This window comes from Streptomyces sp. NPDC048484, from assembly GCF_040651415.1.
Classification (GTDB): domain Bacteria; phylum Actinomycetota; class Actinomycetes; order Streptomycetales; family Streptomycetaceae; genus Streptomyces.
The window spans coordinates 215,958-238,067 of the sequence record NZ_JBEZJY010000004.1; the positions used below are offsets into that span (position 1 = coordinate 215,958).

General features: G+C 66.2%; 16 protein-coding genes. 15 read left to right on the forward strand and 1 reads right to left on the reverse strand.

The window, feature by feature from the left end:
* Positions 1 to 48 precede the first annotated feature (48 nt).
* The 15 genes from secE (at position 49) to tuf (ending at position 20,088) form a co-directional block, all read left to right on the forward strand.
* Complete coding sequence (gene secE / locus AB0D14_RS05745; protein ID WP_055610500.1) at positions 49 to 336, forward strand: preprotein translocase subunit SecE; 288 nt, start codon at positions 49 to 51, stop codon at positions 334 to 336.
* Between the two features lie 77 nt (positions 337 to 413).
* A complete protein-coding gene (gene nusG, locus AB0D14_RS05750) occupies positions 414 to 1,343 on the forward strand; it encodes a transcription termination/antitermination protein NusG (RefSeq protein ID WP_362775186.1) in 930 nt (309 codons plus the stop codon).
* Between the two features lie 194 nt (positions 1,344 to 1,537).
* Positions 1,538 to 1,975, forward strand: a complete 438-nt coding sequence (rplK, locus tag AB0D14_RS05755; protein ID WP_362775189.1) for a 50S ribosomal protein L11 — start codon at positions 1,538 to 1,540, stop codon at positions 1,973 to 1,975.
* Positions 1,976 to 2,076: 101 nt separating this feature from the next.
* Positions 2,077 to 2,802: a 50S ribosomal protein L1 gene (gene rplA / locus AB0D14_RS05760; protein WP_362775192.1), complete on the forward strand. Its 726-nt coding sequence runs from the start codon at positions 2,077 to 2,079 to the stop codon at positions 2,800 to 2,802.
* Positions 2,803 to 3,049: 247 nt separating this feature from the next.
* A complete protein-coding gene (locus tag AB0D14_RS05765; RefSeq protein WP_362775194.1) occupies positions 3,050 to 3,949 on the forward strand; it encodes a hypothetical protein in 900 nt (299 codons plus the stop codon).
* Between the two features lie 163 nt (positions 3,950 to 4,112).
* Positions 4,113 to 4,997, forward strand: coding sequence for a DUF1396 domain-containing protein (locus AB0D14_RS05770; RefSeq protein WP_362775197.1), 885 nt, complete (start codon positions 4,113 to 4,115; stop codon positions 4,995 to 4,997).
* A 343-nt stretch (positions 4,998 to 5,340) separates the two neighbouring features.
* Positions 5,341 to 5,871, forward strand: coding sequence for a 50S ribosomal protein L10 (gene rplJ / locus AB0D14_RS05775; RefSeq protein ID WP_362775199.1), 531 nt, complete (start codon positions 5,341 to 5,343; stop codon positions 5,869 to 5,871).
* Between the two features lie 110 nt (positions 5,872 to 5,981).
* A complete protein-coding gene (gene rplL, locus AB0D14_RS05780) occupies positions 5,982 to 6,362 on the forward strand; it encodes a 50S ribosomal protein L7/L12 (RefSeq protein WP_362775202.1) in 381 nt (126 codons plus the stop codon).
* A gap of 624 nt (positions 6,363 to 6,986) precedes the next feature.
* On the forward strand, positions 6,987 to 10,472 hold the full coding sequence (gene rpoB / locus AB0D14_RS05785; protein WP_362775204.1) for a DNA-directed RNA polymerase subunit beta: 3,486 nt from the start codon (positions 6,987 to 6,989) through the stop codon (positions 10,470 to 10,472).
* 102 nt (positions 10,473 to 10,574) lie between these two features.
* Complete coding sequence (locus tag AB0D14_RS05790) at positions 10,575 to 14,474, forward strand: DNA-directed RNA polymerase subunit beta' (protein WP_362775207.1); 3,900 nt, start codon at positions 10,575 to 10,577, stop codon at positions 14,472 to 14,474.
* Positions 14,475 to 14,802: 328 nt separating this feature from the next.
* Entirely contained in the window at positions 14,803 to 15,342 is a 540-nt protein-coding gene (locus AB0D14_RS05795) for a DUF1707 and DUF4190 domain-containing protein (RefSeq protein ID WP_362775210.1), read from the forward strand.
* Between the two features lie 370 nt (positions 15,343 to 15,712).
* On the forward strand, positions 15,713 to 16,084 hold the full coding sequence (gene rpsL / locus AB0D14_RS05800) for a 30S ribosomal protein S12 (protein WP_050372972.1): 372 nt from the start codon (positions 15,713 to 15,715) through the stop codon (positions 16,082 to 16,084).
* Between the two features lies 1 nt (position 16,085).
* Entirely contained in the window at positions 16,086 to 16,556 is a 471-nt protein-coding gene (gene rpsG, locus AB0D14_RS05805) for a 30S ribosomal protein S7 (RefSeq protein WP_055517367.1), read from the forward strand.
* A 39-nt stretch (positions 16,557 to 16,595) separates the two neighbouring features.
* Positions 16,596 to 18,725: an elongation factor G gene (gene fusA / locus AB0D14_RS05810; RefSeq protein ID WP_362775213.1), complete on the forward strand. Its 2,130-nt coding sequence runs from the start codon at positions 16,596 to 16,598 to the stop codon at positions 18,723 to 18,725.
* A gap of 169 nt (positions 18,726 to 18,894) precedes the next feature.
* Positions 18,895 to 20,088, forward strand: coding sequence for an elongation factor Tu (gene tuf / locus AB0D14_RS05815; RefSeq protein WP_362775216.1), 1,194 nt, complete (start codon positions 18,895 to 18,897; stop codon positions 20,086 to 20,088).
* A 224-nt stretch (positions 20,089 to 20,312) separates the two neighbouring features.
* Here tuf and AB0D14_RS05820 read toward each other — a convergent pair whose 3' ends face one another.
* Positions 20,313 to 21,881: a hypothetical protein gene (locus AB0D14_RS05820; protein ID WP_362775219.1), complete on the reverse strand. Its 1,569-nt coding sequence runs from the start codon at positions 21,879 to 21,881 to the stop codon at positions 20,313 to 20,315.
* Between the last annotated feature and the right edge of the window lie 229 nt (positions 21,882 to 22,110).

The window sequence follows — 22,110 nt, forward strand, 5'->3', positions numbered from 1 at the left end:
CTCATGCCGGGCGCGGCACGGCCACGACCCGGAATCAGGTGAGGACGAGTGACGGACGCCGTGGGCTCCATCGACATGCCTGATGCCCAGGATGAGGCGCCGGAGTCCCAGAAGAAGGGCCGCAAGGGCGGTAAGCGTGCCAAGAAGGGCCCGCTGAAGCGCCTCGCCCTCTTCTACCGCCAGATCGTCGCGGAACTCCGGAAGGTCGTCTGGCCGACTCGTAACCAGCTGACGACGTACACCACAGTGGTGATTGTGTTCGTCGTCATCATGATCGGTCTGGTGACTGTGATTGACTTCGGACTCGACAAGGCCGCCAAGTACGTATTCGGCTGAGCCTAGCGCGAAGGGCGCCTTACCCGGCGCCCGCTTTCGCGTGTTCCACCCCCATGATCCAGGAAGAAGCAGCCACCGTGTCTGACCCGAACCTGAACGATGCCATCGAGCCGCGCGGACAGGACGTCCAGTCCGTTGACGACGAGCTCGACATCGTCGAGGGCACGGACGTCGAGGACGAGGTCGAGGCTGCCGATGCCGAAGCGGGCGAGCCCGCCGAAGAGGCTGCCCTGCACGTCGAGGACGAGTCCGGCGAGGACTCCGAGGACGACGCCGACGCCATCCCGGCCGTCTCCGAAGAGACCGATGCCGTCTCCGACGAGACCGATGCCGTCTCCGACGAGTCGGAGGAATCCGACGCGGAAGAGGAGGCGGAAGAGGCCGAGCCGGTCGACCCCGTCACCGCCCTCCGTGAGGAACTCCGCACGCTGCCCGGCGAGTGGTACGTCATCCACACGTACGCCGGTTACGAGAACCGCGTGAAGACCAACCTTGAGCAGCGAGCGGTCTCGCTGAATGTCGAGGACTTCATCTTCGCGGCCGAGGTGCCGCAAGAAGAGGTCGCGCAGATCAAGAACGGCGAGCGCAAGACCGTCAAGCAGAACAAGCTCCCCGGCTACGTGCTGGTGCGCATGGATCTGACGAACGAGTCCTGGGGTGTGGTTCGCAACACCCCCGGCGTCACCGGCTTCGTGGGCAACGCCTACGACCCGTACCCGCTGACGCTCGACGAGATCGTCAAGATGCTCGCCCCCGAGGCCGAGGAGAAGGCCGCCCGCGAGGCCGCGGAGGCCGAGGGCAAGCCGGCTCCGTCCCGCAAGCTCGAGGTCCAGGTGCTGGACTTCGAGGTGGGCGACTCGGTCACCGTCACCGACGGCCCGTTCGCGACGCTGCAGGCGACCATCAACGAGATCAACGCCGACTCGAAGAAGGTCAAGGGTCTCGTCGAGATCTTCGGCCGCGAGACCCCGGTCGAGCTGAGCTTCGACCAGATCCAGAAGAACTGACGTTCTTTCGGACCGCATACCTCCGACCAGGTCAGACCACGCTCCTACTGGGGGCACCTCCCGCTCGCGGGGGACGGTCTGACCTGCTCGGTTTTTGGCCGCGCACAGATACCCGTTATCGTTGTGCGGTATGCCTCCATCCGGACGATCCGGAATGGATGGCTGGAAACTCTCACTAGGACCCGGAGAGAGCAATGCCTCCCAAGAAGAAGAAGAAGGTCACGGGGCTCATCAAGCTCCAGATCCAGGCCGGTGCGGCCAACCCGGCTCCGCCGGTCGGCCCCGCACTGGGCCAGCACGGCGTCAACATCATGGAGTTCTGCAAGGCCTACAACGCCGCGACCGAGTCGCAGCGCGGTTGGGTCATCCCGGTGGAGATCACGGTCTATGAGGACCGCTCCTTCACCTTCATCACCAAGACCCCGCCGGCCGCGAAGATGATCCTCAAGGCCGCCGGTGTCGAGAAGGGCTCCGGCGAGCCGCACAAGACCAAGGTCGCCAAGATCACTCAGGCGCAGGTCCGCGAGATCGCCACCACCAAGCTGGCCGACCTGAACGCCAACGACCTGGACGCCGCGTCGAAGATCATCGCCGGCACCGCCCGTTCCATGGGCGTCACGGTCGAGGGCTGAACCCCACCTTCGTGCACGCGGCGTAGCCGCATGTTGAGAACACACCGTGGCAGGGCCTGCTCGGCCCCTACCACGACTCCTCAGAACACACAGGAGCAGTAGTGAGCAAGCGCAGCAAGTCTCTCCGCGCTGCGGACGCCAAGATCGACCGGGAGAAGCTGTACGCCCCGCTCGAGGCCGTCCGTCTCGCCAAGGAGACCTCCACCTCCAAGTTCGACGGCACCGTCGAGGTCGCCTTCCGTCTGGGTGTCGACCCGCGTAAGGCCGACCAGATGGTCCGCGGCACCGTGAACCTCCCGCACGGCACCGGTAAGACCGCCCGGGTCCTGGTCTTCGCGACCGGTGACCGTGCCGAGGCCGCGACCGCCGCGGGCGCCGACATCGTCGGCTCCGACGAACTCATCGACGAGGTGGCGAAGGGGCGTCTGGACTTCGACGCCGTCGTCGCCACCCCCGACCTCATGGGCAAGGTCGGCCGCCTGGGCCGTGTCCTCGGCCCGCGTGGTCTGATGCCGAACCCGAAGACGGGCACCGTGACCCCGGACGTGGTCAAGGCTGTCACCGAGATCAAGGGCGGCAAGATCGAGTTCCGCGTCGACAAGCACTCGAACCTGCACTTCATCATCGGCAAGTCGTCGTTCGACGACACCCAGCTGGTGGAGAACTACGGCGCCGCGCTCGACGAGATCCTTCGTCTGAAGCCGTCGGCCGCCAAGGGTCGGTACATCAAGAAGGCCGCGATCAGCACCACGATCGGCCCCGGCATTCCGATCGACTCGAACCGCACCCGCAACCTCCTCGTCGAGGAGGACCCGGCCGCCGTCTGAGCCTGACGCTCACCCGGTAGCCGCGTCGCAGACGCGATTTCAGGACGGGCCCCGCAACCTTTCGAGGTGCGGGGCCCGTCTCTGTGTCCGGCGCCGGACACCAGGCGTCTGGCGTCTGACGTCTAACGTCCGGTGTCCGGCGTCCGGTGTCCGGTGTCCGGTGTCCGGCGTCCGGCGTCCGGTTCCGGGCCGGGTGTCGGTGCCTTGCGCTAGCGTGCGGGGCACAGGAATCGCATAGGGGGGGCGAATGATGAGTACGACCGTGCGTCGCGTGACCGTCTCGATAGCGGTGGCCGCCGCTCTGAGCGGAGCCGCGGCCTGTAGTGGCTCGGACTCCGAGAAGGGTTCGGGAGGGAACGGCAAGGCGGCAGGCAAGGCGAAGACCCAGGCGAACCCGGTCGCGGCCCTGCGTTCCGTGGAGGAGAGCACCGACAAGGCTGACTCCGCCGAGGTCGAGTCCACCACGACCATGGGCACGATGATGTCGATGAAGGCGGACGGCGCTCTCGGCTGGGCCTACGGGCTCACCGGGAACCTGGTGATCACGTACACCGGCGGCACGATGGCCGACCAGATGCGCCAGCTGGGCACCACCTCCATGGAGGCCCGCTATCTGCCGGACGCCTACTACGCGAAGATGGGCGACAAGTTCGCCGCGCAGTCCGGCGGCAAGCACTGGATCAAGTACGCGTACGACGACCTGGCGGAGCTGGCCGGCGGATCGGGTGCGTACATGAAGGACCAGATGCAGAACACCACGCCGAACCAGTCGGTGAAGCTCCTGCTGGCCTCCGGGGACGTCAAGAAGGTCGGCGAGGAGAAGGTGCGCGGCGAGAGCACCACGCACTACTCGGGCACGGTCGACGTCGCGGACCTCGCGGGCAAGAGCTCGGACCTCTCCGCGGATCAACTGGCCGATCTGAAGCGCCAGCTGGAGCAGGCCGGCGTGAGCACCGAGACGATCGACATCTGGGTGAACGACGAGAACCTGCTGGTCAAGAAGGCCGAGAAGGGCGAACTGGCGACCGGTTCGATGTCCTCCACGGCGTACTACAGCGACTACGGCGTGAAGGTCTCCGCCAAGGAGCCCGCGGCGAGTGACACCGCCGACTTCAAGGACCTCATGCGGACCCGGCCGGCGGGCTGAGAGCCGACTGGAAGCCGGCTGAGAGCTGCTTCTGGCCGTCACGGGCATCACGGGTGTCACGGGCGTCACGCAGGCCTCGTGACAACTCGGAGGACTGCCCGGGCCCCCTGGGTTAGGCTCGCGCTTTGTCTGTGAGTCGCTCATCTGTTCCTTGGGGGGAACCATGAATCTTTCTGTACGCGGGTCCGTACGTCATCCGGCCATACGGCACAGCGGGTCAGTACGCCACGGGGCGACGGGGGCGGCCCTGGCCGCGCTCGTCCTGGGCGGGGGTGCCGTCGGCTGTTCCAAGGGCGAGGAGTCGCCGGACATGACGCCCGCCGCGGCCGTGGCCAAGGCGGCGAAGAAGACGGAGGACATCACCTCCCTCAGCTACCGGATGTCCGGCAGGACCCCGGAGGAGGGGCGCATCACGGCCGAGGCGCAGATGCGCATGAAGCCCGACATCGCCATGAGCATGAAGATGAAGGCCCTCGACCAGGGAGCGGACGGCTCCGCCGAGATCCGCCTGGTCGACAAGGCGATGTACATCGGGGGCGCCGCGGCGGCCAAGGAGTTGGACGGCAAGCGCTGGATGAAGTTCGACATGTCCACGCTGGGCGACGACGCGCTGGGCGGCGGGGCGGCCCCGGGCGCGGGGGCGGTCGACAAGAACCCGGCGCAGGAATCCGCCTTGCTCGCCGGCTCCAAGGACGTGAAGAAGGTCGGCACCGAGAAGGTCGAAGGCGTCGAGACCACCCGCTACAAGGGCACGGTCACCCTCGACGAGTTCCGCAAGTCCCTGAAGGGCGAGAAGAAGGCCACCCGCGAAAAGCGGGAGAAGGGCCTTGAGCAGTACGAGAAGATGGGCCTGGACACGCTCACGATGGACATGTGGGTCGACGGGGAGGACCACACCAAGCAGTTCCGTATGCGGGGCGACGCCGACAAGGGCAAGCTCGACATGACCATCACCTTCCTCGACGTCAACAAGCCCGTGACGGTCGAGGCCCCGCCCGCCAAGGACGTCATGGACCTGGCCGAGATGATGGGCGACCTCGACAGCTGACCTCCCCACCGGCCGGTGTGGCGAGCCGGTCGGCTCGCCACACCGGCCGGCTCGCGAAGGCGGCCGGCGAACGGATTTGCCTGACAGTGCCCCGTTCACGTAATCTTCCACAGAAGCCAAAGACCGCTGGTCGTTGCCGTGCTCTCGCAGGAGGACGCGGTGACCGAAGGATCCGCTGAATTGCGGACGACCCGCGTAGGTGACTGTGGATGAGCTCCCGGACAGTCCCGTACTTCGTACGGATTCTGTCGGGTAGAGCCTCGCCTCGGCGCCTGCGCCGGGGCGTTTCGTTTTCCCAGCCTCCTTCTGAGCGGTCCTCATCACCCGGAAGGAGGCCACGCTTATGGCAAGGCCCGACAAGGCTGCCGCGGTAGCCGAGCTCGCGGACCAGTTCCGTAGCTCGAACGCCGCTGTGCTGACCGAGTACCGGGGTCTCACCGTGGCGCAGCTCAAGACGCTGCGTCGTTCGCTCGGTGAAGACGCCCAGTACGCCGTGGTGAAGAACACGCTGACCAAGATCGCGGCCAACGAGGCCGGGATCTCCACGCTCGACGACCTGTTCAACGGTCCGACGGCGGTTGCCTTCATCTCCGGTGACCCGGTGACGTCGGCGAAGGGTCTTCGTGACTTCGCCAAGGACAACCCGAACCTCGTCATCAAGGGCGGTGTCCTTGACGGCAAGGCGCTGTCCGCCGACGAGTTCAAGAAGCTCGCGGACCTCGAGTCCCGCGAGGTTCTGCTCGCCAAGCTGGCGGGCGCCATGAAGAGCAAGCAGTCCCAGACCGCTTCGCTGTTCCAGGCGCTGCCGTCGAAGTTCGTCCGCACCGCGGAAGCGCTTCGCGTCAAGCTCGACGAGCAGGGCGGTGCCGAGTAATTCGGCTCGCGCATTGACCGCCGCCTGAGGCGACGGTCGCAGCGGGCCGAACGTACGCCCGCCTCACCAGTACATCCCGGCACCTGCCGAATTAGTGGAAGGACGCCATCATGGCGAAGCTGTCCCAGGAAGAGCTGCTCGCGCAGTTCGAGACCCTCACCCTCATCGAGCTCTCCGAGTTCGTGAAGGCCTTCGAGGAGAAGTTCGACGTCACCGCCGCCGCCGCGGTCGCCGCCGGCCCCGCCGCCGCTGCCGCCCCGGTCGAGGCCGAGGCCGAGCAGGACGAGTTCGACGTCATCCTCACGGGTGCCGGCGAGAAGAAGATCCAGGTCATCAAGGTCGTGCGTGAGCTGACCTCCCTGGGCCTCAAGGAGGCCAAGGACCTCGTCGACGGCGCCCCGAAGCCCGTTCTCGAGAAGGTCGACAAGGCCGCCGCGGAGAAGGCTGCCGAGTCCCTCAAGACCGCCGGTGCCTCCGTCGAGGTCAAGTGACCCGACGAGTCCGCCAGGACTCCCGCGGAGCCGCTACAGCCGTTTTCGTAGCGCTGTAACGCTGACGCACTGAAGAGCGATCACCCATCTGGGTGGTCGCTCTTCGGCGTTCGAGGGGGCCGTGCAGCGGGTGCCTTGCGCAGTCGGTCGCGACGAGTATGGTGATCTTCGTTCGTGCCTCCGGCCGCCCGTGACGGGCAGCAGAACGGGTTGCAAGTGACGATGGCAGCACCCGGTTTGGGCATGGGGGGCCTTGACGAACCGCACGCAGCGCGCAATTCTCAGGACGCGTCGTCACAACGATCCGGATCCGAGGCATGGATCGGCGGCGAAGAGGGCAGTATCGATGTGCATCGAGGGCGTGGCTTGCAGCAGGGGTTGAGAACAACGAGGGTCTTCAAAAACCCGCACTGGACATCAGTGAGCCTAGTGGCTACACTGACCCTTTGCGCTGCCTGTTAGCTGCCTCCTGCCCGTCACCAGGGGCATACCCTCGCTTGAGCACTGTGGATGGAACTGACTCTGACCTGGTCGTATTCGGCCGGTTCGGGAAATGTCTGTCGCTGTGCCCCGCTTGGGACCGGTACGCGCGTAGTGAGTCCGAGCCCTCGGAAGGACCCCCTCTTGGCCGCCTCGCGCACTGCCTCGACCGCGAATACGAACAACGGCGCCAGCACCGCCCCGCTGCGCATTTCCTTTGCAAAAATCAAGGAGCCCCTCGAGGTTCCGAACCTTCTTGCGCTGCAGACCGAAAGTTTTGACTGGCTGCTCGGCAACGACGCGTGGAAGGCTCGTGTCGAGGCGGCTCTGGACAGTGGACAGGACGTCCCCACCAAGTCCGGTCTTGAAGAGATCTTCGAGGAGATCTCTCCGATCGAGGACTTCTCAGGGTCGATGTCCCTGACGTTCCGCGACCACCGCTTCGAGCCGCCGAAGAACTCCATCGACGAGTGCAAGGAGCGCGACTTCACGTTCGCCGCCCCACTCTTCGTCACTGCCGAGTTCACCAACAACGAGACCGGCGAGATCAAGTCCCAGACCGTCTTCATGGGCGATTTCCCGCTCATGACGAACAAGGGCACCTTCGTCATCAACGGCACCGAGCGTGTCGTGGTGTCGCAGCTGGTCCGTTCGCCGGGTGTCTACTTCGACTCCTCCATCGACAAGACGTCCGACAAGGACATCTTCTCCACGAAGGTCATCCCGTCCCGGGGTGCCTGGCTGGAGATGGAGATCGACAAGCGCGACATGGTCGGTGTCCGCATCGACCGCAAGCGCAAGCAGTCCGTCACCGTCCTGCTCAAGGCTCTCGGTTGGACGACCGAGCAGATCCTGGAGGAGTTCGGCGAGTACGAATCCATGCGCGCCACCCTGGAGAAGGACCACACCCAGGGCCAGGACGACGCACTGCTCGACATCTACCGCAAGCTGCGTCCGGGCGAGCCCCCGACCCGTGAGGCCGCGCAGACGCTGCTCGAGAACCTCTACTTCAACCCGAAGCGCTACGACCTCGCGAAGGTCGGCCGCTACAAGGTCAACAAGAAGCTGGGCAGCGAGGCCCCGCTGGACGCCGGGATCCTGACCGTCGAGGACATCATCTCGACGATCAAGTACCTGGTGAAGCTGCACGCCGGTGAGACCGAGACCGTCGGCCCCAACGGCGCCTCGATCGTCGTCGAGACCGACGACATCGACCACTTCGGCAACCGTCGTCTGCGCAACGTTGGCGAGCTCATCCAGAACCAGGTCCGTACGGGTCTGGCTCGTATGGAGCGCGTCGTCCGTGAGCGCATGACGACCCAGGACGTCGAGGCGATCACGCCGCAGACCCTGATCAACATCCGGCCGGTCGTCGCCTCCATCAAGGAGTTCTTCGGCACCAGCCAGCTGTCGCAGTTCATGGACCAGAACAACCCGCTGTCGGGTCTCACCCACAAGCGCCGTCTGTCGGCTCTTGGCCCGGGTGGTCTCTCCCGTGAGCGGGCCGGCTTCGAGGTCCGTGACGTGCACCCGTCGCACTACGGCCGCATGTGCCCGATCGAGACCCCTGAAGGCCCGAACATCGGCCTGATCGGCTCGCTCGCCTCCTACGGCCGGGTCAACGCGTTCGGATTCGTCGAGACGCCGTACCGCCGGGTCACCGCCGGTGTGGTCACCGACGAGGTCGACTACCTGACCGCCGACGAGGAGGACCGCTTCGTCATCGCCCAGGCCAACGCGCTGCTCGGCGACGACTTCCGGTTCGAGGAGTCCCGCGTCCTGGTCCGCCGTCGTGGCGGAGAGGTCGACTACGTCCCCGGTGACGACGTCGACTACATGGACGTCTCGCCGCGCCAGATGGTGTCGGTCGCGACCGCCATGATCCCGTTCCTGGAGCACGACGACGCCAACCGTGCCCTCATGGGCGCGAACATGATGCGCCAGGCCGTGCCGCTGATCACCGCCGAGGCTCCCCTCGTCGGTACGGGCATGGAGTACCGCTGCGCCGTCGACGCCGGTGACGTCATCAAGGCCGAGAAGACCGGTGTGGTCCAGGAGGTCTCCGCGGACTACGTCACGGTGGCCAACGACGACGGCACGTACAACACCTACCGGGTGGCCAAGTTCTCCCGCTCCAACCAGGGGACCTCGGTCAACCAGAAGGTCGTCGTGGACGAGGGCGACCGGGTCGTCGAGGACCAGGTCCTCGCCGACGGTCCGGCCACCCAGGAAGGCGAGATGGCGCTGGGCAAGAACCTGCTCGTCGCCTTCATGCCGTGGGAGGGTCACAACTACGAGGACGCGATCATCCTGTCGCAGCGCCTCGTGCAGGACGACGTCCTCTCCTCGATCCACATCGAGGAGCACGAGGTCGACGCCCGTGACACCAAGCTCGGCCCCGAGGAGATCACCCGGGACATCCCGAACGTCTCCGAGGAGGTCCTCGCCGACCTCGACGAGCGCGGCATCATCCGCATCGGTGCCGAGGTCGTCGCCGGTGACATCCTGGTCGGCAAGGTCACGCCCAAGGGTGAGACCGAGCTGACCCCGGAGGAGCGCCTGCTCCGCGCGATCTTCGGTGAGAAGGCGCGCGAGGTGCGCGACACCTCGCTGAAGGTGCCGCACGGCGAGATCGGCAAGGTCATCGGCGTCCGCGTCTTCGACCGTGAAGAGGGCGACGAGCTGCCGCCGGGCGTGAACCAGCTGGTTCGTGTCTACGTGGCGCAGAAGCGCAAGATCACGGACGGCGACAAGCTCGCCGGCCGGCACGGCAACAAGGGCGTCATCTCCAAGATCCTTCCGATCGAGGACATGCCGTTCCTGGAGGACGGCACCGCCGTCGACATCATCCTCAACCCGCTGGGTGTCCCGTCCCGAATGAACCCGGGACAGGTCCTGGAGATCCACCTCGGCTGGCTCGCCAGCCGCGGCTGGGACGTCTCCGGGCTCGGCGAGGAGTGGGCGCAGCGACTGCAGAGCATCGGGGCCGACAAGGTCGACCCGGGTACGAACGTCGCCACCCCCGTCTTCGACGGTGCGCGTGAGGACGAGCTCGCGGGTCTGCTCCAGCACACGATTCCGAACCGCGACGGCGACCGCATGGTCCTCCCGTCCGGCAAGGCGAGGATGTTCGACGGCCGCTCCGGCGAGCCGTTCCCGGAGCCGGTCTCGGTCGGCTTCATGTACATCCTCAAGCTGCACCACCTGGTCGACGACAAGCTGCACGCGCGTTCGACCGGTCCGTACTCGATGATCACCCAGCAGCCGCTGGGTGGTAAGGCCCAGTTCGGTGGCCAGCGATTCGGTGAGATGGAGGTGTGGGCGCTGGAGGCTTATGGCGCCGCTTACGCCCTCCAGGAACTGCTGACCATCAAGTCCGACGACGTGACCGGCCGCGTGAAGGTCTACGAGGCCATCGTCAAGGGCGAGAACATTCCTGAGCCCGGCATTCCCGAGTCCTTCAAGGTGCTCATCAAGGAAATGCAGTCGCTCTGCCTCAACGTGGAGGTGCTGTCCTCGGACGGCATGTCCATCGAGATGCGCGACACGGACGAGGACGTCTTCCGCGCCGCGGAAGAGCTCGGTATCGACCTGTCCCGGCGTGAGCCGAGCAGCGTCGAAGAGGTCTGACGGGTCTGGCCGGGGCTCGCTGAACACGAGCCCCGGCTAACCAACCCCGGACCCCAGTCAGACCAGTGAAGAATCGACCCCCGAAAGAGGGATTGACGACAAGTGCTCGACGTCAACTTCTTCGACGAGCTGCGGATCGGCCTTGCTACCGCTGACGACATTCGTCAGTGGTCCCACGGTGAGGTCAAGAAGCCGGAGACCATCAACTACCGCACCCTCAAGCCCGAAAAGGACGGACTCTTCTGCGAGAAGATCTTCGGTCCTACCCGGGACTGGGAGTGCTACTGCGGTAAGTACAAGCGCGTCCGCTTCAAGGGCATCATCTGCGAGCGCTGCGGCGTCGAGGTCACTCGCGCCAAGGTGCGTCGTGAGCGGATGGGCCACATCGAGCTGGCCGCTCCCGTGACCCACATCTGGTACTTCAAGGGCGTTCCGTCGCGGCTGGGCTACCTGCTCGACCTCGCCCCGAAGGACCTTGAGAAGGTCATCTACTTCGCCGCGTACATGATCACGTACGTCGACGACGAGCGTCGTACGCGTGACCTGCCGTCGCTGGAGGCGCACGTCTCCGTCGAGCGTCAGCAGGTCGAGAACCGTCGCGACTCCGACCTGGAGGCCCGCGCCAAGAAGCTCGAGACCGACCTGGCCGAGCTTGAGGCCGAGGGCGCCAAGGCCGACGTGCGCCGCAAGGTGCGCGAAGGCGCCGAGCGCGAGATGAAGCAGCTGCGTGACCGTGCGCAGCGCGAGATCGACCGTCTCGACGAGGTGTGGACCCGCTTCAAGAACCTCAAGGTCCAGGATCTCGAAGGTGACGAGCTGCTCTACCGCGAGCTGCGTGACCGTTTCGGCACGTACTTCGACGGTTCGATGGGTGCCGCGGCGCTGCAGAAGCGCCTGGAGTCCTTCGACCTCAACGAGGAGGCAGAGCGCCTCCGCGAGATCATCCGTACCGGCAAGGGCCAGAAGAAGACCCGTGCGCTGAAGCGGCTGAAGGTCGTGTCTGCCTTCCTGCAGACCTCCAACAGCCCCAAGGGCATGGTCCTCGACTGCGTCCCGGTCATCCCGCCGGACCTTCGCCCGATGGTGCAGCTGGACGGTGGCCGCTTCGCGACCTCCGACCTGAACGACCTGTACCGCCGTGTGATCAACCGGAACAACCGCCTGAAGCGGCTTCTCGACCTCGGCGCGCCCGAGATCATCGTGAACAACGAGAAGCGCATGCTCCAGGAGGCCGTGGACGCCCTCTTCGACAACGGTCGTCGTGGTCGCCCGGTCACCGGTCCCGGTAACCGCCCGCTGAAGTCCCTGAGCGACATGCTCAAGGGCAAGCAGGGCCGTTTCCGCCAGAACCTGCTCGGCAAGCGTGTGGACTACTCCGCGCGTTCCGTGATCGTCGTCGGTCCGCAGCTGAAGCTGCACCAGTGCGGTCTGCCGAAGGCGATGGCGCTGGAGCTCTTCAAGCCGTTCGTGATGAAGCGCCTGGTGGACCTGAACCACGCGCAGAACATCAAGAGCGCCAAGCGCATGGTGGAGCGCGGCCGCACGGTCGTGTACGACGTCCTCGAAGAGGTCATCGCCGAGCACCCGGTTCTGCTGAACCGTGCTCCCACCCTGCACCGCCTCGGCATCCAGGCCTTCGAGCCGCAGCTGGTCGAGGGCAAGGCCATCCAGATCCACCCGCTCGTCTGCACCGCGTTCAACGCGGACTTCGACGGTGACCAGATGGCCGTGCACCTGCCGCTCTCCGCGGAGGCGCAGGCCGAGGCCCGCATCCTGATGCTGTCCTCGAACAACATCCTCAAGCCCGCCGACGGCCGTCCGGTGACGATGCCGACCCAGGACATGGTCCTCGGTCTGTTCTTCCTCACCACCGACGGCGAACTGCGGGACGTCAAGGGCGAGGGCCGGTCGTTCGGTTCCGCGGCCGAGGCGATCATGGCGTTCGACGCCGGCGAGCTCTCGCTGCAGTCGCGCGTGGACATCCGCTTCCCGGTGGGCACCATCCCGCCGCGCGGCTGGACCCCGCCGGCGCGTGAAGAGGGCGACCCGGAGTGGCAGCAGGGTGACACCTTCCGCCTGAACACCACGCTGGGCCGCGCGCTCTTCAACGAGCTGCTGCCCGAGGACTACCCGTTCGTCGACTACGAGGTCGGCAAGAAGCAGCTCTCCGAGATCGTCAACGACCTCGCCGAGCGCTACCCCAAGGTCATCGTGGCGGCGACGCTCGACAACCTGAAGGCTTCCGGCTTCTTCTGGGCGACCCGTTCCGGCGTCACCGTGGCCATCTCCGACATCGTCGTTCCCGATGCGAAGCGCGCGATCGTCAAGGGCTACGAGGACCTGGACGAGAAGGTCCAGAAGCAGTACGAGCGTGGTCTGATCACCAAGGACGAGCGCACGCAGGAGCTCATCGCGATCTGGACCAAGGCGACCAACGAGGTCGCCGAGGCGATGAACGCGAACTTCCCGAAGACCAACCCGGTCTCCATGATGGTGAACTCGGGCGCTCGCGGAAACATGATGCAGATGCGTCAGATCGCCGGTATGCGTGGTCTGGTGTCGAACGCCAAGAACGAGACGATCCCTCGTCCCATCAAGGCGTCCTTCCGTGAGGGCCTGTCCGTCCTGGAGTACTTCATCTCCACGCACGGTGCCCGTAAGGGTCTGGCCGACACCGCCCTGCGTACCGCCGACTCGGGTTACCTCACCCGTCGTCTGGTCGACGTCTCGCAGGACGTCATCATTCGCGAGGAGGACTGCGGCACCGACCGCGGCCTGCGTCTGGAGATCGCCGAGCTCGGCGCCGACGGCGTCCTGCGCAAGGCGGAGAACGTCGAGACCAGCGTGTACGCACGTGCGCTGGCCGAGGACATCACCGTCGACGGGCGGGTGCTGGCCCCGGCCAACACCGACCTCGGCGACGTCCTCATCGACGAGCTCGTCAAGCACGGCATCAAGGAGGTCAAGACCCGTTCGGTCCTGACCTGCGAGTCCGCCGTCGGTACCTGCGCCATGTGCTACGGCCGTTCGCTGGCCACCGGCAAGCTGGTCGACATCGGTGAGGCGGTCGGCATCATCGCCGCCCAGTCCATCGGTGAGCCCGGCACGCAGCTGACGATGCGTACCTTCCACACCGGTGGTGTGGCAGGTGACGACATCACCCAGGGTCTGCCCCGTGTCGTCGAGCTCTTCGAGGCTCGTACGCCGAAGGGTGTCGCCCCGATCTCCGAGGCCTCCGGCCGCGTGCGGATCGAGGAGACCGAGAAGACCAAGAAGCTCGTTGTCACCCCGGACGACGGCAGCGAAGAGACGGCGTTCCCGATCTCGAAGCGTGCCCGACTCCTGGTCGGCGAGGGCGAGCACGTCGAGGTGGGCCAGAAGCTCACCGTGGGTGCCACCAACCCGCACGACGTGCTGCGCATCCTGGGTCAGCGGGCCGTCCAGGTCCACCTGGTCGGCGAAGTCCAGAAGGTCTACAACTCGCAGGGCGTGTCGATCCACGACAAGCACATCGAGATCATCATCCGGCAGATGCTGCGCCGCGTGACGATCATCGAGTCGGGCGACGCGGAGCTGCTGCCCGGCGAGCTCGTCGAGCGGTCGAAGTTCGAGACCGAGAACCGTCGTGTGGTCCAGGAAGCCGGTCACCCGGCCTCCGGCCGTCCGCAGCTGATGGGTATCACCAAGGCCTCGCTCGCCACCGAGTCGTGGCTGTCGGCGGCGTCCTTCCAGGAGACGACCAGGGTTCTGACGGACGCGGCGATCAACGCCAAGTCCGACTCCCTGATCGGCCTCAAGGAGAACGTCATCATCGGTAAGCTCATCCCGGCCGGTACGGGTCTGTCCCGCTACCGCAACATCCGGGTCGAGCCGACCGAGGAAGCCAAGGCCGCGATGTACTCGGCCGTCGGCTACGACGACATCGACTACTCGCCGTTCGGCACGGGCTCCGGCCAGGCCGTTCCGCTGGAGGACTACGACTACGGTCCGTACAACCAGTAAGCGGGTTGCTTGAGTTGAAGGGCGGTCACCTTTCGGGGTGGCCGCCCTTCGGCGTGCCGCGGCCCGGCGTGCTCCTACCTGCGCTCCAGGGTGAGGTGAGCGGCGCCCGGGGGTCGGTGAGCGGGGTCCGTGGTGCGAAGCGCCCGGTGTTCCGGTCGGCCGCCCAGGGCGTCTCCGGCTGGTCTCCGGCTGGTCTCCGGCCGTCTCAGGCTGCCTCCGGCACAGGCCCTCACCGAAAATGTCCTGGGTGATCCGGCGCAGAACCCTGTGCCGGAAATGCCGCGTTGGAGCATGATGGAGACCCAATCCGTCCGGGGGAGGTGCTCCCGTGTCGTATCCGTCGCCGTGGCAGCCGGGGCAGGGGTGGAACCACCCGCGCCCTTGGCAGGAGCAGGCGGGCCACTCGATGCTCGCCTCGACTGCCGATCGGGAGCGTGCCGTGGATGTGCTCAGAGCGGGCTTCGGCGAGGGGCGGATGCAGCAGTCCGAGTTCGAGAAGCGGGTGGCGCGGGCGTACGAGGCCCGTACGGTGGGCGAGCTGGCCGTTCTGGTGTCCGACCTGCCGCAGGGCCCCATGCCGTTGCCCGCGGTCTCTGGGCCCGTCCCACGGACGTTCCTGCCCGTCGCGGCGCCGAAGACGAACGAGAAGGCCGTCGGGTCGGCGATCTGCGGGGTGCTCTGTCTGGTGACGTTCGGGATCACCGGGGTTCCCGCGGTGATCCTCGGACACACCGCCCGCTCGGAGATGCGGCGTACGGGCGAGGGCGGCGATGGTCTCGCGCTCACCGGCCTGGTCTTCGGCTGGTTGTCCACCGTGGGGTGGGCGCTGGTGCTGATCTTGCTGTTCGCCGCGGTACTGGTGTCCTGACGGAGATCACAAGAGGCGCTGCGGTCCGGCCCGGTCCGCTCTCCGGTCCGCGCCCCGGTTCGCTCAGGGGTGCCAGGGCCGTTGCCGTATTTCCCTCGTCCGGCAGGCGGGAAACCCGGGGCCGGGCGAAGTGTGACCCATTTGTTTTGACCGCAGCGTATGAGGTAGGTACGCTCAGACCTTGTGCCTGGGGTGTGCCCTGGCTCCCGTGCGTGCCTTCAACCGTACTAGGGGAGTCGTCACCGGCCACCGCAATCTGCGCCCCTCCCGCCTTGCGGCGGGAATCTGCAGTGTTCGACACACCCGACCGCGTGGGTCGGCGGTGTTCCAGGTTAGTTTTACCATTCGGCACACAGAAACCGGAGAAGTAGTGCCTACGATCCAGCAGCTGGTCCGGAATGGCCGGCAGGACAAGGTCAAGAAGAACATGACGCCCGCGCTCGAGGGTTCGCCCCAGCGGCGCGGTGTCTGCACGCGTGTGTTCACGACCACCCCGAAGAAGCCGAACTCGGCCCTGCGTAAGGTCGCGCGTGTGCGTCTGACCAGCGGGATCGAGGTCACCGCTTACATTCCGGGTGAGGGACACAACCTGCAGGAGCACTCGATCGTGCTCGTGCGCGGCGGTCGTGTGAAGGACCTGCCGGGTGTTCGCTACAAGATCATCCGCGGTTCTCTCGACACTCAGGGTGTCAAGAACCGCAAGCAGGCCCGCAGCCGCTACGGCGCCAAGAAGGAGAAGTAGAATGCCTCGTAAGGGCCCCGCCCCGAAGCGCCCGGTCATCATCGACCCGGTCTACGGTTCCCCTCTGGTGACCTCCCTCATCAACAAGGTGCTGATGAACGGTAAGCGCTCCACCGCTGAGCGCATCGTTTACGGCGCCATGGAGGGCCTGCGCGAGAAGACCGGCAACGACCCGGTCATCACGCTCAAGCGCGCTCTGGAGAACATCAAGCCGACCCTTGAGGTCAAGTCCCGCCGAGTCGGCGGTGCGACGTACCAGGTTCCGATCGAGGTCAAGCCCGGTCGTGCCAGCACGCTCGCGCTGCGCTGGCTGGTCGGTTACTCCCGCGCCCGTCGCGAGAAGACCATGACCGAGCGTCTGCTCAACGAACTTCTCGACGCCTCCAACGGCCTCGGTGCCGCTGTGAAGAAGCGCGAGGACACCCACAAGATGGCCGAGTCCAACAAGGCCTTCGCGCACTACCGCTGGTAGTCGCTACCCCCATCGAGACCGAGAGAAGACCGAAGCCTTATGGCTACTACTTCACTTGACCTTGCCAGGGTCCGGAACATCGGGATCATGGCTCATATCGACGCGGGTAAGACGACCACCACCGAGCGGATCCTCTTCTACACCGGCGTCAGCTACAAGATCGGTGAAGTCCACGACGGCGCTGCCACCATGGACTGGATGGAGCAGGAGCAGGAGCGTGGCATCACGATCACCTCTGCTGCTACCACCTGTCATTGGCCGCTTGAGGACAACGACTACACCATCAACATCATCGACACCCCCGGGCACGTCGACTTCACGGTCGAGGTGGAGCGTTCGCTCCGCGTCCTCGACGGTGCCGTCACCGTGTTCGACGGTGTCGCGGGCGTTGAGCCGCAGTCCGAGACGGTGTGGCGTCAGGCCGACCGTTACGGCGTGCCGCGCATCTGCTTCGTGAACAAGCTCGACCGGACCGGCGCGGAGTTCCACCGCTGCGTCGACATGATCTCGGACCGCCTTGGTGCGCTGCCGCTGGTCATGCAGCTCCCGATCGGTGCCGAGGCCGACTTCAAGGGTGTCGTCGACCTCGTCACCATGAAGGCGTTCGTGTGGCCCGTCGAGGCCGCCAAGGGCGAGATGTACGACGTCGTCGACATCCCGGCCACGCACGTTGAGGCTGCCGAGGAGTACCGCGGCAAGCTGGTCGAGGCCGTGGCGGAGAACGACGAAGAGATCATGGAGCTGTACCTGGAGGGCAAGGAGCCTTCCGAGGAGCAGCTGTACGCCGCGATCCGTCGCATCACCATCGCGTCCGGCAAGTCCAACGACGTCACGATCACCCCGGTGTTCTGTGGTACCGCGTTCAAGAACAAGGGCGTCCAGCCCCTGCTCGACGCGGTCGTGCGCTACCTGCCGACCCCGCTTGACGTCGAGGCCATCGAAGGCCACGACGTGAAGGACCCCGAGGTCGTCATCAAGCGCAAGCCGTCCGAGGACGAGCCGCTGTCCGCCCTCGCGTTCAAGATCATGAGCGACCCGCACCTGGGCAAGCTCACCTTCGTCCGGGTCTACTCGGGCCGCCTGGAGACTGGCACCGCCGTGCTGAACTCCGTCAAGGGCAAGAAGGAGCGCATCGGCAAGATCTACCGCATGCACGCGAACAAGCGTGAGGAGATCGCGGCGGTGGGCGCCGGCGACATCGTCGCCGTGATGGGCCTGAAGCAGACCACCACCGGTGAGACGCTCTCGGACGACAAGCACCCGGTCATCCTGGAGTCCATGGACTTCCCGGCGCCGGTCATTCAGGTCGCCATCGAGCCCAAGTCCAAGGGTGACCAGGAGAAGCTGGGTGTAGCCATCCAGCGTCTCGCGGAGGAGGACCCCTCCTTCCAGGTTCACTCGGACGAGGAGACCGGCCAGACCATCATCGGTGGTATGGGCGAGCTGCACCTTGAGGTGCTGGTCGACCGTATGCGCCGTGAGTTCAGGGTCGAGGCCAACGTCGGTAAGCCGCAGGTCGCCTACCGTGAGACGATCCGCAAGGCCGTCGAGCGCGTGGACTACACCCACAAGAAGCAGACCGGTGGTACCGGTCAGTTCGCCAAGGTGCAGATCGCGATCGAGCCCATCACCGAGGCCGACGGCCCGGCGTACGAGTTCGTGAACAAGGTCACCGGTGGACGTATCCCGCGGGAGTACATCCCGTCGGTGGACGCCGGTGCGCAGGAGGCCATGCAGTTCGGCATCCTCGCCGGGTACGAGATGACGGGTGTCCGCATCACGCTTCTCGACGGTGGCTACCACGAGGTCGACTCCTCCGAGCTCGCCTTCAAGATCGCCGGTTCGCAGGCTTTCAAGGAGGGCGCGCGCAGGGCCAGCCCCGTGCTGCTCGAACCGATGATGGCCGTCGAGGTCACCACGCCCGAGGACTACATGGGCGAGGTCATCGGCGACATCAACTCCCGCCGTGGCCAGATCCAGGCCATGGAGGAGCGTGCCGGTGCCCGCGTCGTGAAGGGCCTCGTGCCCCTCTCGGAGATGTTCGGCTACGTCGGCGACCTCCGCAGCAAGACCTCGGGTCGCGCAAGCTACTCGATGCAGTTCGACTCCTACGCCGAGGTTCCCCGGAACGTCGCCGAGGAGATCATCGCGAAGGCCAAGGGCGAGTAACCCACACCGTTTACACGCTTTAGGCTTGACACCGACCGCCAGGGCCTCAAACCGGCAAGGGACGAGAGATCGTCCCGACCCGGAGAGGATCCCGGCGGGCGGCATCCCAGCAAAGATCACCTGGCGCCGATGAGTAAGGCGTACCAGAACCACTCCGCAGGAGGATTCAGTGGCGAAGGCAAAGTTCGAGCGGACTAAGCCGCACGTCAACATCGGCACCATCGGTCACATCGACCACGGTAAGACGACCCTCACGGCCGCCATTACCAAGGTGCTGCACGACGCGTACCCGGACCTGAACGAGGCCTCGGCCTTCGACCAGATCGACAAGGCTCCCGAAGAGCGCCAGCGCGGTATCACGATCTCGATCGCGCACGTCGAGTACCAGACCGAGACGCGGCACTACGCCCACGTCGACTGCCCCGGTCACGCGGACTACATCAAGAACATGATCACGGGTGCGGCGCAGATGGACGGCGCCATCCTCGTTGTCGCCGCCACGGACGGCCCGATGCCGCAGACCAAGGAGCACGTGCTCCTGGCCCGCCAGGTCGGCGTTCCGTACATCGTTGTCGCGCTGAACAAGGCCGACATGGTGGACGACGAGGAGATCCTGGAGCTCGTCGAGCTCGAGGTCCGCGAGCTGCTCTCCGAGTACGAGTTCCCGGGCGACGACCTTCCGGTCGTCAAGGTCTCGGCGCTCAAGGCCCTTGAGGGTGACGCGGAGTGGGGCAAGTCCGTCCTCGACCTGATGAAGGCCGTCGACGAGTCCATCCCGCAGCCCGAGCGTGACGTCGACAAGCCGTTCCTCATGCCCATCGAGGACGTCTTCACGATCACCGGTCGTGGCACCGTCGTCACCGGTCGTATCGAGCGTGGCATCCTCAAGGTCAACGAGACCGTCGACATCGTCGGTATCAAGACCGAGAAGACCACCACCACGGTCACCGGCATCGAGATGTTCCGCAAGCTGCTCGACGAGGGCCAGGCCGGTGAGAACGTCGGTCTGCTCCTCCGTGGCATCAAGCGCGAGGACGTCGAGCGCGGCCAGGTCATCATCAAGCCGGGCTCGGTCACGCCCCACACCTCGTTCGAGGCGCAGGCGTACATCCTGTCCAAGGACGAGGGCGGCCGTCACACGCCGTTCTTCAACAACTACCGTCCCCAGTTCTACTTCCGTACGACGGACGTGACTGGTGTGGTGACCCTCCCCGAGGGCACCGAGATGGTCATGCCGGGCGACAACACCGAGATGACCGTTGAGCTCATCCAGCCCGTCGCCATGGAGGAGGGCCTGAAGTTCGCCATCCGTGAGGGTGGTCGGACCGTGGGCGCCGGCCAGGTCACCAAGATCAACAAGTAGGTCTCGCACCTACCTGTCGGGCTTGACGCCTGGTAGCTCCAGCAGCAGCTGAGCTCCTTGAAGGGGCCCGTACGACTTCGGTCGTGCGGGCCCTTTTGCTTGTCTTCTTCGCTGTGATCGAGGTGCGTTGGGATCGAGACTGTGACCAGTGGAGCCACTGCCTGGCGGCAGCCCAGTAGTACGGGTCGCCGCGGCGCAAGCCGGCCCGGGGGAGTGCCTCCGGGTCAGCCCGAGGCCAGCTGCTCCGCTATCTCCTGGATCCAACCGGCGGTCTTCGACGGGTCGTTGAGGGTCGCGGCCCACGCTTCCGGCTCCAGCTTGTGCTTGGCGGGGCCGGATTTGAGAGCGCTGAGCAGGGCCCTGGCGGACTCCCGCATCTCGGCCGTCGTGTCCTTGGAGATGTCGGGACCCGCCGCCAGGGCGTAGATCTCGCGCGCCATGGCCTGGCGTTCGCCCTTCGACACCTTCTTCCAGAACTTCAGGGCATGCTGCAGCGACTCCTTGCGGGAGGTGGCCTCCGCCGGGGTCTCGCCCTGCGGCGCCCAGCGCTCGGGGTGGTGGACCTCTTCGTAGCGCTTTGTGGCGGCGCGGAGCGCCTTGTACACGGTGACGCCGAGGACGAGGCCGGCCCCGGCCCCGGCGAGGCCCCATCCGACCGGGTTGCTCGCCAGCCCGACTGTTCCCGCCGCGACCGCCGTCACGACGCCGGCCGCGGCCTTGACGGACTCGCCCCCGCCGCCGACCGTCTCCTTGCCTATCTTGGTGAGCTGCTTCTTCTTCGCGTACCCCTGCACCACGCTCAGTTTTTCCACGTCTCTTTCGGCGCGCTGGAGGCTCTCGGCGGCGTCACGGGCTTCACCCATCGCCTCCCAGGCCGCGTCGACGGCCTCGGAAACGAGCTCCAGCCGTCCCGGGCCCTCATGGCTCCAGTAGGCGTCCAGTGCGACGTAAGCCTCCGCTGCGGCCCAGTTGGCCTGCTCCCGCGACTCGTTCAGCCGGGCCAGTGACCCCGCGTGGACGAGGTTGGGGTCTCCCAGCTTCTTGACCTGCCTGTACTTGCGGGCCGCTCCCCCGGCGCGGAAGGCGGACCGCATGCCCTTGATCGCGCCGAGGGAGGCGCCGGTGATACCGCTCGCCTCGGACGACACCGCGGCGTCGGCCGCCTTCTGGACCTTGGTCACTTCCTTGGCGATGGCGGCGCTGTAGCTTGCCGTACCGACGGTGCCGACAACCGCGTCGGCCCCCTTGACCTTGGCCTTCTTGCCCGCCGTGTGGTGGTTGGCCCCGGTCTCGTGCTTCTTGGCGTCCTTCATGTTCTTGTACGCGTCCATGCCACTGACCACGGTGCCGGCGGCCTCCGTGAGGAGGTTCCCCGACGCTGCGGAGGTCCCCGAGGCGGCGGCGGAGTGCTTGAGCCCCTCATTGGCCGCGACGGCGGCCTGCTGGGTGAAGCCCGCGTTGGTGGGGGTTTGGACGCCCTTGATGAAGGTGTCGATGGGCTCAAGATTCTTCTTGAACCTGTCGAGGAGCCCGGCGATCCGGTCGCGATAGTTCTTCTTCGCTCCGGCGGACGCGTTGCCGTTCTCCGGCGCCTTCCCTCTCGCGGTGTCCTGGGCGCGCTGCACCGCCGCGGTCGTGGCCCGGTTGCCGGCGCGGGACTGCATCTGGAGGAGGGCGAGCTCCGTCGAGCGTGCGGACGTACTCCCGGCCCGGCTCCCTGCCTGACGCTGCCGGGCCGACGTCAGGACGGCTGCGGACCGGCGTGTCGAGGTGCGGTGGGTCGGGGCGCTCATGGATGTGCCTCTCCTGCTGCCGGACCGGGCGAGGCGAAAATAGCCAGACCTGGCTAACAGAAGGGGTGCGGCGGGGAAATTCCGCACGGACACTGCGGGGCGCGTGGCCGGTCCCAGGCCGCGGCGAGGATGCGCCGGCCCAGCCGTACGTCGTCGGGGGCGACACCTCGGTGCCGGGGGCCGTTGTGATCCGGGCAGGCGGGCCACGGTTCCTGGGCCGGCCAGAGCA

Coding starts and splice junctions, on each gene's coding strand:
- rplK (WP_362775189.1), top strand. CDS start 1,538: ATGCCTCCCAAGAAGAAGAAGAAGGTCACGGGGCTCATCAAGCTCCAG.
- AB0D14_RS05765 (WP_362775194.1), top strand. CDS start 3,050: ATGATGAGTACGACCGTGCGTCGCGTGACCGTCTCGATAGCGGTGGCC.
- AB0D14_RS05770 (WP_362775197.1), top strand. CDS start 4,113: ATGAATCTTTCTGTACGCGGGTCCGTACGTCATCCGGCCATACGGCAC.
- rplJ (WP_362775199.1), top strand. CDS start 5,341: ATGGCAAGGCCCGACAAGGCTGCCGCGGTAGCCGAGCTCGCGGACCAG.
- rplL (WP_362775202.1), top strand. CDS start 5,982: ATGGCGAAGCTGTCCCAGGAAGAGCTGCTCGCGCAGTTCGAGACCCTC.
- rpsG (WP_055517367.1), top strand. CDS start 16,086: ATGCCTCGTAAGGGCCCCGCCCCGAAGCGCCCGGTCATCATCGACCCG.
- fusA (WP_362775213.1), top strand. CDS start 16,596: ATGGCTACTACTTCACTTGACCTTGCCAGGGTCCGGAACATCGGGATC.
- AB0D14_RS05820 (WP_362775219.1), bottom strand. CDS start 21,881: ATGAGCGCCCCGACCCACCGCACCTCGACACGCCGGTCCGCAGCCGTC.